Annotated in this window: 13 protein-coding genes; 3 read left to right on the plus strand and 10 right to left on the minus strand. The window is 36.7% G+C overall.

The annotated features are described in order from the left end of the window. Window positions 1-44: 44 nt before the first annotated feature. A complete protein-coding gene (locus tag F8162_RS05560; protein WP_151634283.1) occupies window positions 45-794 on the plus strand; it encodes a (S)-benzoin forming benzil reductase in 750 nt (249 codons plus the stop codon). Between the two features lie 67 nt (window positions 795-861). Here F8162_RS05560 and argH read toward each other — a convergent pair whose 3' ends face one another. The 5 genes from argH to F8162_RS05585 form a co-directional block, all read right to left on the minus strand. Next, on the minus strand, window positions 862-2,370 hold the full coding sequence (gene argH, locus F8162_RS05565) for an argininosuccinate lyase (protein ID WP_151634281.1): 1,509 nt from the start codon (window positions 2,368-2,370) through the stop codon (window positions 862-864). Between the two features lie 101 nt (window positions 2,371-2,471). Next, window positions 2,472-3,575: a serine hydrolase gene (locus F8162_RS05570; protein WP_151634279.1), complete on the minus strand. Its 1,104-nt coding sequence runs from the start codon at window positions 3,573-3,575 to the stop codon at window positions 2,472-2,474. A 117-nt stretch (window positions 3,576-3,692) separates the two neighbouring features. Next, the gene (locus tag F8162_RS05575) at window positions 3,693-4,625 is read right to left on the minus strand and encodes a nucleoside hydrolase (protein ID WP_151634277.1); all 933 of its coding nucleotides are present in this window, start codon (window positions 4,623-4,625) and stop codon (window positions 3,693-3,695) included. 117 nt (window positions 4,626-4,742) lie between these two features. Next, window positions 4,743-6,182, minus strand: coding sequence for a sodium/pantothenate symporter (panF, locus tag F8162_RS05580; protein ID WP_151634275.1), 1,440 nt, complete (start codon window positions 6,180-6,182; stop codon window positions 4,743-4,745). A gap of 3 nt (window positions 6,183-6,185) precedes the next feature. Further along, window positions 6,186-6,464 carry a YhdT family protein gene (locus F8162_RS05585; protein WP_151634273.1) on the minus strand — a complete coding sequence of 93 codons (279 nt, stop codon included), beginning with the start codon at window positions 6,462-6,464 and terminating at the stop codon, window positions 6,186-6,188. A gap of 272 nt (window positions 6,465-6,736) precedes the next feature. Here F8162_RS05585 and dhaS point away from each other — a divergent pair, with 272 nt between their 5' ends. Then, the gene (gene dhaS, locus F8162_RS05590; protein ID WP_000080284.1) at window positions 6,737-8,221 is read left to right on the plus strand and encodes an aldehyde dehydrogenase DhaS; all 1,485 of its coding nucleotides are present in this window, start codon (window positions 6,737-6,739) and stop codon (window positions 8,219-8,221) included. 50 nt (window positions 8,222-8,271) lie between these two features. Here dhaS and fabG read toward each other — a convergent pair whose 3' ends face one another. Then, window positions 8,272-9,012, minus strand: coding sequence for a 3-oxoacyl-ACP reductase FabG (fabG, locus tag F8162_RS05595; RefSeq protein WP_151634271.1), 741 nt, complete (start codon window positions 9,010-9,012; stop codon window positions 8,272-8,274). Window positions 9,013-9,144: 132 nt separating this feature from the next. On the opposite strand from fabG, the gene F8162_RS05600 reads away from it, so the two are divergent. Then, complete coding sequence (locus F8162_RS05600) at window positions 9,145-9,294, plus strand: YfhD family protein (protein WP_151634269.1); 150 nt, start codon at window positions 9,145-9,147, stop codon at window positions 9,292-9,294. A 72-nt stretch (window positions 9,295-9,366) separates the two neighbouring features. Here F8162_RS05600 and F8162_RS05605 read toward each other — a convergent pair whose 3' ends face one another. The 4 genes from F8162_RS05605 to F8162_RS05620 form a co-directional block, all read right to left on the minus strand. Beyond that, a complete protein-coding gene (locus F8162_RS05605; protein ID WP_151634267.1) occupies window positions 9,367-11,220 on the minus strand; it encodes a prenyltransferase/squalene oxidase repeat-containing protein in 1,854 nt (617 codons plus the stop codon). A gap of 99 nt (window positions 11,221-11,319) precedes the next feature. Beyond that, the gene (locus F8162_RS05610) at window positions 11,320-11,745 is read right to left on the minus strand and encodes a divergent PAP2 family protein (RefSeq protein ID WP_151634265.1); all 426 of its coding nucleotides are present in this window, start codon (window positions 11,743-11,745) and stop codon (window positions 11,320-11,322) included. A 78-nt stretch (window positions 11,746-11,823) separates the two neighbouring features. Then, on the minus strand, window positions 11,824-12,765 hold the full coding sequence (gene rarD, locus F8162_RS05615; RefSeq protein WP_151634263.1) for an EamA family transporter RarD: 942 nt from the start codon (window positions 12,763-12,765) through the stop codon (window positions 11,824-11,826). A 91-nt stretch (window positions 12,766-12,856) separates the two neighbouring features. Then, window positions 12,857-13,105, minus strand: a complete 249-nt coding sequence (locus tag F8162_RS05620) for a DUF1294 domain-containing protein (RefSeq protein WP_016086864.1) — start codon at window positions 13,103-13,105, stop codon at window positions 12,857-12,859. Window positions 13,106-13,211: the final 106 nt, after the last annotated feature.

The following is a 13,211-nucleotide window of genomic DNA, read 5'->3' on the forward strand; positions in this document are numbered from 1 at the left end:
TTGTCCAACAAAATTCCGCACATACGAGAGGAGCTTACTACACTATGCGCTATGTTATCGTAACAGGAACTTCACAAGGTTTAGGTGAGGCAATCGCCGCGCAATTGTTAGAAGAAAACACGAGTATCATCTCTATTTCTAGAAGAGAAAATAAAGAGCTTACGAAACTCGCAGAACAATATAACAGCAATTGTGTTTTCCACTCCTTAGATCTTCAAGATGTACATAATTTAGAAACGAACTTTAACAAAATCCTTTCATCTATTCAAGAAGATACTGTATCATCTATTCATTTAATTAATAATGCAGGTACACTTGCACCGATGAAACCAATTGAAAAAGCCGAAAGCGAACAATTCATTACGAACGTTCAAATTAACTTACTTGCACCGATGATTCTTACCTCCACTTTCATGAAACATACGAAAGACTGGAAAGTAGATAAACGTGTTATAAACATTTCATCTGGTGCAGGGAAAAATCCTTATTTCGGCTGGGGCGCTTATTGTACAACGAAAGCTGGTGTAAATATGTTTACACAGTGCGTAGCAACCGAAGAAGCAGAAAAAGAATATCCAGTAAAAATCGTCTCTTTTGCACCTGGTGTTGTTGACACAAGTATGCAAGTACAAATTCGTGAAACAAATAAAGAAGACTTCATAAATTTAGACCGCTTCATCGCACTAAAAGAAGAAGGAAAACTACTGTCACCCGAATACGTTGCAAAAGCAATTCGTAACTTACTAGAAACTGAGAATTTCCCGCAAGGTGAAGTCATTCGAATTGATGAATAATAAAAGGCACGCTCTAATAGCGTGCCTTTTTATTAAGTATTGGCGATTAATTCATTAAATCCCTCTTTTACGATTCAATAATATTCGAAGCTAACGTATTCAAATCATTTTCCGCTTGTAAAATTCTCTGTTTTTCCTTTTCAAATACCTCTTCTTCTTTCTGAAATGACTCTGTTCGATTTTTAATCATGCGCTCCATTTCTTTTTTACTCGGTCCACCGTATACATTTCTTTTTTGAATAAATGCTTCTGGCGATATTATTTCTTCCCACTCTTTTTCTAATAAATGTATTTCAAATTTTTCTTGTAAGTATATATTTACATCTTTTAAATGTAATTCATGTAGCTCCTTTTGTTGCTCCAATGACATATTTGCAATAACACTTGCTGCATGATGCGCATGCCGAAATGGAATGTCATAATTTTTTGTTAAAATATCTGCGAAATCAGTTATCGTAATTGCATGTTTATAAGAACGACTTTTCAACGTTTCTTCTTCTACTTTCATCGTTCGAATGACTGCATTCATAATACAAAAAACACGAATGGTCTTTTCAATTCCTTTATATAAATACGGCTGCAAATCATCTTCTGTATCGACAATATCACCAAATGGTGTATTATGAATCATTTGAAATACTGTAAATGCTTCTCCTAAAGCGCTACTCGTAATCGCACGGGCATGTTCAATGGAAACTGGATTTCGCTTTTGCGGCATAATGCTACTTATTTGTACATATGGCTTTGCAACAGTAATACCATCATATTCTTTCGTCGCTAATAATAAAAAGTCATGAATCCATCTACTCGTATTCGTCATAATTACCATAAGTAACGAGCTAACTTCTAATAAATAATCCGCTCCAGCAACAGCATCATATGAGTTCTCAATTACATTTGTAAACCCAAGTAAATTGGCAACTCTTTCTCGTTTAATTGGGAAACTTGTTGTGGAAAGAGCAGCGGCTCCCATTGGAGACTGATTTAACAGGTTGTACGTTCGTTTCATTCGCTCTAAATCTCTCTGCATCGTATCATAAATCGCTAACGTATAATGACCAAATGTTGTTGGCTGTGCTGGTTGTGTATGTGTATAAGCTGGCATAATCGTTTCCTTATGATCGGCAGCAAGTTGTAGTATACTTTCTTGCAACAACAAATGATGTTCCATTAATCGGAGTACATACCGCCTTAAACTCATGCGATACATCGTTACACCCATATCATTTCTACTTCTACCAATATGCATATTACTTACAAAATCGCATTTCGCTTCTTGAGAAATTAAATGTTCCACTAAAAAAAAGAGATCTTCATGCTGCTCTGTATATAGTAATTGATCTTTTGGAATTCCCTCTATCTTTTTTAGCGCATGCAATATAACTTTAGTTTCTTCCCTTTTCATTAAATTTTCTTCAGTCAGCATCACAATATGCGCTTTATGCACTTGAAACATATCTTTCAATAAGTAATTTCGCTGAAAATGAAATACATGTTGTAATACGCAATCTACGTATGTTTTCCCAGGGAAATTAGCACCTTCAGTCTTTATAAACTCTTCTTTACTCTGTTTCATCACCTTTTCCCCTCTCACCTAATTATTACTACCCATCATACCCAGTGATGGTGAAAAAGTGCTTGTACATAAAAATAAACTCGGTGCTCTCTGCACCGAGTTTACTTAATAAAAGTCGCATCATACTTATCACTTTGCAACACTTGGAAATGTAAGTTTGCTAAATGTTTTCGTATTTCTGCACTATCGTCCTCATTTAAATTATTTGCTAAGAACACTATTTCTGTACAGTTCCCACGTTTATCCATCGCATAAACTGCTTTTGTAACTGTCCATGGCGTATAACCATTCTTTTGCCCTGCATGTCTAAATGTTTTACGATATTTCTTAGCACTCATATCTGTTTCAACGATATTCGCCCACACTTTTTCTTCAGCTTCTGTTAGGTTATGATTTGCCTTTTGAAGCAGTACCATATAATCGTTTGCAGAAGCTGCTGGTAATCGATCTGACCAAATTTTATCGTAACGTTCCTCTAAATAAAGAGGTATTTCCTTCTGTAATAATGGCCCCTTCTTTTTTAAGCGTTCATGAATAATCATCGCATATTCACGATATTGCTCTTGAGACATTTCTTTTAACTTTTTCTCTATTTTATATTTCGGAACATGTAGTTCTTTATGCAAATATCCAGGGATGTATAAAGATGAAACAATCGGAAATAGCGGCTGATGTGCTGGAAGCGATAAACTTTGTAAGTTACGATTAATATTATCTAATCCTAATACTTCCATCAAATATTCAGCATTCGCATTCGAACTAAACTTAACCATTCCTTTTGCCACTTCTTCTAAAGAAACTGCACCTTCTGTTGTCTTGTCTGTCTTTTGTAAGTACCTTTGCCATCTATCTTGTGCACCGCCATCTGTATTCGGCACATAATAACGATTTATATCATTAATGGAAACGAAACTAGACGGATCAATTTTCCCTTCCGTAACTTGTTTCGTATATTCAAGCGCCACAATTAACTTCATCGTACTAGCAACCGGCAATACAACATTTGGATTTACAGAATAAACAACTTTATCATTTCTCTTTACTAGAAGCGCACTATTTTTTTCATCTTTATGTTCTTCAATAAAGGATGCGATATACTGTGCATCCTCATTATTTGAACTCCACACTTTTTTCACTAAAAAATTACCCGATATTAGCAAAACGAAAATACCCACAATCACTGCGCATACTATAGTTTTTTTCAAGTAAAATTCCTCTCCTATTGTATAACTCTTCTCTATCTACCTCTTACAAACAAAATAATGGAGATGATTATTTTAGTAATCATCTCCATTATTTTAACTTGTATTCTCCTATTATGTCTACGTCATAATTTTCACGAAGTCTTCGAGAAATTTTTTATAATGTAATGACCAACCGATTCGCACCCAATTCTTTAAGGATTTCGCATCAGGTTGTGGACGGAAATCAGCAATACTTTCTCCCTTTGCAATCCCTACTGTATCTACATCGACACGACGGTATACATAATCCAAAATAGACGGATTCGCCGCAACCATCATTGTAACAACGTCGTGTACTGGGCTACCTGTTATTTTTGGGTTTAACTTTTTATACGCTTTATAATAATACGTAAATATCGGTTCAATTAATTTATTAAAATTCGTTTTAGAGTGTTTCGTAATATGTTTCACCATTTCTGGCGTAATAATTGCTTCAGATGTTACGTTAAGTGGCACTAATGTCACATTCCTGGCATTTTGCATAACTAATTGTGATGCAATCGGATCACCATGAAAATTCGCCTCTGCGACTGGTGTCACATTGCCAGGCATTAAAAAAGCACCACCCATTATATAATATTCTTTCACATACTTCATCATCGGCTTTTCTAAAATAAATGCTGTCGCTAGTGTCGTTGACCTACCAGCATCAACAATAATTAATTCTCCTTTATACTTTTCAAGAATATCAAAAAATGCACAAAAAGGTTTTATATTCGGTGAAAAAGCTTTTGGGGGCTTAATAGGTCCTAAGCCATCTGCACCATGAATCTCCGGATAAAACGTCACAAAATCACCGGATAAAGGAATTTTCGCACCATTTATAACAGGTATATCTTCCCGTCCCGCCATTTGCAATAAATACGCCGCATTACTCGTTGCCTTTTCTTGCGTGACATTCCCGTACCCAGTTACAACACCGACAATATCAATATCAGGATGCAACAATCCATACATAATTGCTAAAGAGTCATCAATTCCTGGGTCTCCCAAAAATAACACTTTTTTCATCGACCTCAACTCCATCCCCTCAATTGTTATTAATTTATGAATAGCAATAGGTATACAGAATAAAAAAGAACAAATTTATACGAAAAAACGTAGCCCTAAAAGGACTACGTTCTTCATCTAACCTATACTATTTTTCTTCACAGCACTCATACTTCCTATGATGTAAGCGATAAACGCTAAACAAATCGGGAAGACAACTGTATGTATACCGAACGGATTTGGATAGAAAAGATGAATGCACATATATGAACCTACCCCAACTAAAATAGAAGCAAGCGCTCCTGTTGCATTTCCTTTTCTCCAATATAGCCCTAATACGATTGGCCAAATGAATGCTGCTTCTAATCCACCGAAAGAAAATAAATTTAACCATATTAAAAAATCTGGTGGTTTAATTGCTGCTGCATAAACGAGCAGTCCTACGATACCAGTAATCCACAAACTTCCTTTTCTGATCGTACTATCCGCTGCATCTTTATTTATGTAATTTACGTATATATCTTTAATAATTGATGAACTTACAAGTAACAATAACGAGTTTACTGTAGACATAATTGCTGCCATTGGTGCAGCTAAGAAAACTCCAGCTAACCAAGGTGGCAACACTTCCATCGCGAGTAGCGGCATTACTTTATCCGGTACCGTTATACCTGGAAGTACAACTCGTGCAAACACACCCGTTAAATGCATACCAATCATAATTGTACCTACAACAATCGTTCCAATTATTAACGCTTGATGCATTGCTTTTGAATTTTTATAAGACATGGCACGCACGCTAATTTGCGGTAAACCAACAACACCAATTCCAATTAAAATCCAAAATGATGTCACATATGATTTCGTTAAACTACCATCCGCTCCGAATGGTGTAATTAAATTCGGATTGATTTGAATAAGTTCCTGCATAATCTTTTCAATTCCACCACCAGCAATGACAGTAGCAATTAAAATGATTGTCGTTCCTACTAACATAATAATTCCTAATAACGTATCTGATAAAGCAACTGCACGAAATCCACCAATTAATACGTACACAAGTACAGAAAAAGTAAATAAAAATAGTGCTGTTGTATAAGATAAACCCGTTAGCGATTCAATTAATCGTCCACCGCCAACCCACTGAGCTACTGTTGCTGAAAATAAGAAGATAATTATACATAACGCAGAAAGTATAACAACTGCTTTATTATTGTATCTTCCCTTTAAATAATCGATAAGAGTAATGGCTTCCATCTTCCTAGCGATAATTGCAAACTTTTTACCGATAACCGTTAAAACTATGTACCCTGTTACAACTTGAATCGCAGATAGTAATACCCATCCAAGCCCCATATTGTATGCAATACCAGGACCACCAATAAAACTACTTGCACTACCGTACGTAGCGATCATTGTCATTGCTAATAATAAACCGCCAAGCTCACGCCCACCAAGAAAATATTCTTGCAAAAATTCATTATTAGCAGTTGCTTGCACGCGTCTTGAAGCATATACACCAATTAAAAATACAACGATAAACGAAATTATCATTGGAATGATTACATACCAATTCATCTATTATTCCTCACTTTTTTCTTCCTCATCGAGTGAAATATCTTGAAATACAAAACGAACAACTAAACTAAGTAAAATAACCATAACGATAAATCCAACGATACAGCTATAAAAAAACCATGCTGGAAAACCGAATACATATGTATATTCACTTGGATTTTTACTACCAAGCCCATAAGCAAATCCGTACCATATTATAAAATTGATAATAGCAAGTCCAAGACCAATTAACGCTTCTCTATGGGCGATTCGAAAGCGTCGATCATCATGATAATCCTTCATTTTCTCCCTCCTCTCACGATGTATTATTGTACCATTGTTCTTCTAGTTTTTCCTACTAGAAAGCAAATACAAGCAGGATTTTTTATAATCATATAGAAGATTCTCTTACATTACATATTTTTTACAATTGTAACACAAATGAAATTTGAATTTTCAGCATTTGTTAATTATGATTTATATTAGAGGCTTTCCATCTAGTTTCCACATCCTTGACTTCGGAATAAACGCCGTCTCGTACTGCGTTTACATTATACTTTCAAGGGGGTTATACAATGAGTCAACTAGCTGTAAATCTTCATGAAAAGGTAGAAAAGTTTCTTCAAGGTACAAAAAAGTTATATGTGAATGGATCTTTCATTGAAAGCGCTTCCGGTAAAACATTTAAAACACCTAACCCAGCAACCGGCGAAACACTTGCCGTCGTTTCTGAAGCTGGTCGCGAAGATATTCATAAAGCTGTCGTTGCAGCTCGCATGGCCTTTGATGAAGGTCCTTGGTCTCGCATGAGCACTGCTGAGCGAAGCCGTCTTATGTACAAATTAGCTGATTTAATGGAAGAACATAAAGAAGAGCTTGCACAACTTGAAACGTTAGATAACGGAAAGCCAATCCGTGAAACAATGGCAGCAGACATACCACTTGCAATTGAGCATATGCGCTATTATGCTGGCTGGGCGACGAAAATCGTTGGTCAAACAATCCCTGTTTCTGGTAATTACTTTAACTATACACGCCATGAAGCTGTTGGTGTCGTCGGTCAAATTATTCCTTGGAACTTCCCACTTCTTATGGCAATGTGGAAAATGGGGGCAGCGCTTGCTACAGGATGTACAATCGTTTTAAAACCTGCAGAACAAACCCCACTATCCGCTCTATACTTAGCTGAATTAATTGAAGAAGCTGGATTCCCGAAAGGTGTTATTAATATCGTTCCTGGATTCGGTGAATCAGCTGGACAAGCTCTTGTTAATCATCCACTCGTTGATAAAATTGCATTTACTGGTTCTACTCCAGTCGGTAAACAAATTATGCGACAAGCATCTGAATCATTGAAACGTGTTACTTTAGAGCTTGGCGGTAAATCACCGAACATTATTTTACCAGACGCCGACTTATCTCGCGCGATTCCTGGTGCACTTTCTGGTGTTATGTTTAACCAAGGACAAGTATGCTCTGCTGGATCACGCTTATTTGTTCCAAAGAAAATGTATGATAATGTCATGGCTGATCTCGTCCTTTATTCTAAAAAATTAAATCAAGGCGCTGGTCTAAGTCCAGAAACTACAATCGGTCCTCTCGTTTCTGAAGAACAACAAAAACGTGTAATGGGCTACATCGAAAAAGGGATTGAAGAAGGTGCTGAAGTGCTTTGCGGAGGAAGTAATCCGTTCGATCAAGGCTACTTCGTTTCTCCTACAGTATTCGCTGACGTAAATGACGAAATGACGATCGCAAAAGAAGAAATTTTCGGTCCAGTTATTTCTGCAATACCTTTTAATGATATTGATGAAGTAATTGAACGTGCAAATAAATCACAATTCGGCTTAGCGGCTGGTGTGTGGACAGAAAATGTTAAAACAGCACACTATGTTGCAAGTAAAGTGCGCGCTGGTACAGTATGGGTAAACTGTTATAACGTCTTTGATGCAGCATCTCCATTCGGTGGATTTAAACAATCCGGTCTTGGTCGTGAAATGGGATCTTACGCATTAAATAACTATACAGAAGTAAAGAGCGTTTGGCTCAACTTAAACTAACGAAAAAGAACCTGGCCTATCCGGTCAGGTTCTTTTCATTATGTATTCCCTTAAACTTGCAGTCCCCCGCTCACATTTAATACTTCTCCTGTAATATAGGAAGCGTATTCTGATGCTAAAAAGGCTGCTGCGTTCGCAATATCTTCTGGCGTTCCAATTCTACCAACTGGAATCGCACTAACCATCTTTTCTTTCACTTTATCTGGTATCGTTTTTGTCATATCTGTATCCATAAACCCTGGACAAATCGCATTACACGTAATACCAAAACTTCCAACTTCTTTCGCTGCTGTTTTCGTTAAACCTATAACTCCTGCCTTTGTAGCCGCATAATTTGCTTGACCTATGTTTCCTTCTCTACTAATTGAAGATATATTAATAATACGTCCATACCCTTGTTGTCTCATATAAAGAAGCGCTGGTTGCATACAATAAAAAACACCTGTTAAATTTACTTGCAGTACTTGTTCCCATTCTGGTTTCTCCATTTTATGTAACATAGCATCTCGCGTAATTCCTGCATTATTTACTAAAATGTGCAGTGTACCAAATGTTTGGACAGCGTATTCAATTAAGGACTTCGCATCATTTTGATTACTCACATCACAACGATACTGCTTCACTTCATATCCTTCATCTGATAATTCACGTGTCGTTTTTTGTAGCTTCTCTTCATTCACATCGCTAATTAATACTTTCGCCCCTAGTTTTGCATAAACCCTTGCAATCTCTCTTCCAATTCCCTGTGCAGCCCCTGTTACAACAGCTGTTTTCCCATTTAAAAACTCCATCCCTATCCCCCATTTCTATTACTTATACTGTATATTTCGGCTCTTTGCTTCCCAATTCCTCTTTGTATAAAAAAGTCTATTTGTGTCAAACTAACTTTGCAACGTCGCATAAACACAAGGAGACTGTGTCGAATGAACAAAGAAAATTCCAAGCAAAACAAAGCTGCTGATGGCATTGATGTTGAGTTCTCTCGTGAACTCGCTGACCACAATGACTTAGAAGCAAATGCACGTGCAAATGCCGCTGATGCACGTCAAAAACGCCAGTCAACAGAAAAATAAGGAAAGCACAACCTTATTCTTTTCAACAGGGACCTACTACCCAACAAAATAAACCGAGAATTATCTCTCGGTTTATTTTCTATATTTTTTTATATAATGTGCCAAAGTAAGTAGCGGATATATATGGGCATAGCTATGATAATGAATGTAAAACCCACCTGGTAAACCTGTTCCGGTAGGATAGTGTTCATTATCATTAGGATTCGCAAGCAAATATGAAATACCTTTTCGAATAGTTGGTGTTTCTTTATCAGAGTAAGAAATGAGAGCATCTAACGCCCATGCTGTTTGGGATGGTGTACTAAATGGTAAAGTAACAAACCTTTTCTCCACACTACTTTGGCAAGATTCTCCCCAGCCACCATCTTCATGCTGTATATGTTCAAGCCATAAAGCCGCTCGTTTCAATGATGGATTGCTAGATGGAATTCCAAGTGACCGTAAACCTGTCATAACAGCCCACGTACCATATATATAACAAATTCCCCATTTCCCATACCATGATCCATTTTCCTCTTGTACATTCATTAACCAATTTATCGCACTTTGTGTTTGTTTCTCTGGCAATTCATTTTGCGCATATGTCCCAAAAAACTCTAACACTCTCCCTGTAATATCCGGTGTAGAAGGGTCTGTAATCATATCGCTTGCATTTTCAATCGGTAAATTCGCTAATAAATTGCTCGTCACACCTTTTTCAAAAGCTCCCCAGCCACCATCATTATTTTGTAATCCTTTAACCCAATTGATCCCTTTCCTCCAAGCATAATCTACCTTTTCGTTTCCTCTATTTCTTGCTAACGCTCTTAGCACAGCTGTTGTATCATCAACATCTGGAATTGTCGTATTCACATCTGAAAAACCCCAACCGCCCGGAGTAAGCGCCGGAGCATGTACGCTCCAATCAGCTTTTTTTGTATGTTGTTTTTTTAATACATATGTTGTTGCATATTGAATCATCTTATTATCTTTCGAAACATGGGCCTCTTGTAACGCATGGCTGAGTAAAGCCGTATCCCATACAGTTGAAGGCGAGTTTTGCAAATGATTCCCTCTTTCCATCTTCCATATATAAGATGTTATCCCGGTTATAGCCTTTTGAATCATTGATGATTGAAGAGAATGCCCTAACGCGAGTAAAGCATAAATCATATAAAACGAGGCGGTTGCGTAACTATATAACGTTCCATTTTCATCAATACGCTCTTTCATAAAACGTTCGACTTCCTCATATCCTTTATGATGTAACGAAAGTGGATAAGTTATAATTTTCTTCACATCACTTAATAATGTTTGAAATAGGAGAGACCGATCCTCCCGAAACCATTCTCCGCCCCCGCCCGCAATGTGATTTAAATTTGGCAATAATTTTTTCCCTACTCGAAATCTTTTATTTAAACACAGCATTATCGGAATTAAATGGATACGTGCTGAGCTACTGAGTTCAAATATACTGAGAGGAGAATCATTCTGTAGAAACATGATTGGTGTTGGTAAATGAAAGAATGGAGGATATTCATATTCTCCGTGAATTGCTAATAAAAACTTCGTCATAAAATGAGCACGCGCTACCCCGCCACGCTCATTTATAAACATCTCCGCTCGCTTCATATTCGCATCTTCTTTTGTATATTTTTCTGATGCAAGTAAAGCAACATAAGATTGAATTGTAGCAGATAAATTACCCCCTACTTCATCTTCATACAATTTCCATGTTCCTTCATTCGTTTGGAGTGATGCTAATCTTTTTACAAACGGTTCTATCTCTTTATCTCTACCTAATAATTTTAATAAAAAAATCATATGACAATCGGTTAATGGCGCTCCTTCAAAACAAAACCGCCACGTACCATCTTGCCTTTGCATCGTTTGAAGTGCAGTTGTTCTTCTGGCTATTTCTTCATGCACTTTTTCATATAATAACAAATTACTCACCCACCCTTTCGAAATCCGTATAACGATATTCAAAAAAGTAACTGAATATGTATGAAAACAAAGAAAAGCAGAACATATACGATGCTCTGCTCATAAACAATATCCTACCCCGACAATTATCCCTAATAAAGCACCAGCTACTACTTCATACGGCGTATGCCCGACAAGTTCATTTAACTTCTTATATTCTGTTTGTCTACCGTGAAAAAACTCATTCAATATTTTCGCCTGTTTACTTACTGCGAGCCTTACTCCTGAAGCATCATACATAACAATGATTGCAAAAATAGCAGCAACAGCAAATACGGTACTTTCCACACCTTCCACAACGCCAACACCTGTCGCAAGTGCTGTAACAGTTGAAGCATGAGAACTCGGCATCCCACCTGAAGCGAAAAACTTTGCAAAATCAAATTCACCCGTTTTGAATAATTTAAAGACTACTTTCGTTAATTGTGCTAGAAACCATGAAATTACAGCGGCCATAAGCGGATCATTATGTAAAATTGTTTCCACGTTCTCAGCTCCCTACTGACTATAATGGAAATCTATATAGTATCAGTATAAAGAAAAATGCGCAGAAAATACTACGCATTATGATACTTTTGCTGATTTATTTTTTATAAATTTCGGTTGTTTCTGTACTAAAAACTTTGTTTTCGCTACCGAGAATACAAATAATGCAACCCATATACAGAAAAATGCAATCATATGAGTAGATGTGAAATGTTCACCAAATACGAATACACCTAAAATTAAACTAATCGTTGGTGCAATATATTGTAAAAATCCTACCATATAAAGCGGAATAAGTTGTGCTCCTTTTGCAAAATAAAAAAGTGGTAAAGCTGTAACAATGCCTGCTCCTATTAATAGTAACGTCGATAACATGGAAATAGATCCAAATGAACCGAAGCCATGTGCTCCAGTCATAACGAGATAAATAATCGCAAACGGCGTCACTAACATCGTTTCCATCGTAAGCCCAATTGTTGCATCATAGTTTAACAATTTTTTCGTTAATCCGTATAATCCAAATGAAAAGGCAAGTGATAAAGAAACCCACGGAATAGACCCGAAACGTACTGTTAAAATGATAACCCCTACTCCAGCTAAACCAACTGCAACATATTGCCAAAAGTTTAACTTTTCCTTTAAAACGACTGTACCAAGTAAAATGCTAATAAGCGGATTAATATAATAGCCAAGACTTGCTTCAATGACATGATTATGATTAACGGCCCATATGTAAACAAACCAGTTTCCGCTAATCAAGACTGAAGCTATTGTTAATGACATTAATAATTTAGGTCGTTTAAAAAGATTCACGAACTCCCCAATAAACGGACTAAATCTCTTCGTAACACCTAATACAAGTAACATAAAAACGAACGCCCAAACGATGCGGTGTGCTAATATTTCATCTGCTGGAACTTCCTCAACCCATTTCCAATAGATTGGTAGAATTCCCCACATCGTATAAGCACCAGCCGCATATATAATCCCTTTTTTTTGCTGTGCTGATTGACTCCCCATCTTCCTTTTTCTCCTCTTCTCATTTTTCTCCATTATACGGTCACACATGCTCACTTTACCAATAATCAATCTGCAATTCTTTCGACATTTCTCATACAGCAAAAAGTAAACATACTGTTATAACGACAAGTAACGGTATACCGAAAACAAATTTCTTTTTATGTGTTTTATGGTGAAACATGTACATACCGATCCAAGCACCAACTGCTCCCCCAGCTGCCGCTGATAAAAACAACGTACTTTCTGGTGTTCTCCACTGTTTTTTCTTCGCTTTTCGTTTATCAAGCCCCATAAGGCTAAAAGCTATAACGTTGATAATAATAAAATAAATCCATTTCATCGCTTTCTCTCCCTATGAAAAATTCGCTTAATGGTAACATGAAAAAACGATGGAAACAACTGAAGAACACTTTTTATTAATGAGTTACCTTCATATTTACATAGCC

This window comes from Bacillus sp. CH140a_4T (assembly GCF_008923725.1).
GTDB lineage: Bacteria > Bacillota > Bacilli > Bacillales > Bacillaceae_G > Bacillus_A.

Coding starts and splice junctions, on each gene's coding strand:
- F8162_RS05560 (WP_151634283.1), top strand. CDS start 45: ATGCGCTATGTTATCGTAACAGGAACTTCACAAGGTTTAGGTGAGGCA.
- F8162_RS05600 (WP_151634269.1), top strand. CDS start 9,145: ATGAACAAAGAAAATTCCAAGCAAAACAAAGCTGCTGATGGCATTGAT.
- fabG (WP_151634271.1), bottom strand. CDS start 9,012: ATGGAGTTTTTAAATGGGAAAACAGCTGTTGTAACAGGGGCTGCACAG.
- panF (WP_151634275.1), bottom strand. CDS start 6,182: ATGAATTGGTATGTAATCATTCCAATGATAATTTCGTTTATCGTTGTA.
- argH (WP_151634281.1), bottom strand. CDS start 2,370: ATGAAACAGAGTAAAGAAGAGTTTATAAAGACTGAAGGTGCTAATTTC.
- rarD (WP_151634263.1), bottom strand. CDS start 12,765: ATGGGGAGTCAATCAGCACAGCAAAAAAAAGGGATTATATATGCGGCT.
- F8162_RS05620 (WP_016086864.1), bottom strand. CDS start 13,105: ATGAAATGGATTTATTTTATTATTATCAACGTTATAGCTTTTAGCCTT.
- F8162_RS05575 (WP_151634277.1), bottom strand. CDS start 4,625: ATGAAAAAAGTGTTATTTTTGGGAGACCCAGGAATTGATGACTCTTTA.
- F8162_RS05585 (WP_151634273.1), bottom strand. CDS start 6,464: ATGAAGGATTATCATGATGATCGACGCTTTCGAATCGCCCATAGAGAA.
- dhaS (WP_000080284.1), top strand. CDS start 6,737: ATGAGTCAACTAGCTGTAAATCTTCATGAAAAGGTAGAAAAGTTTCTT.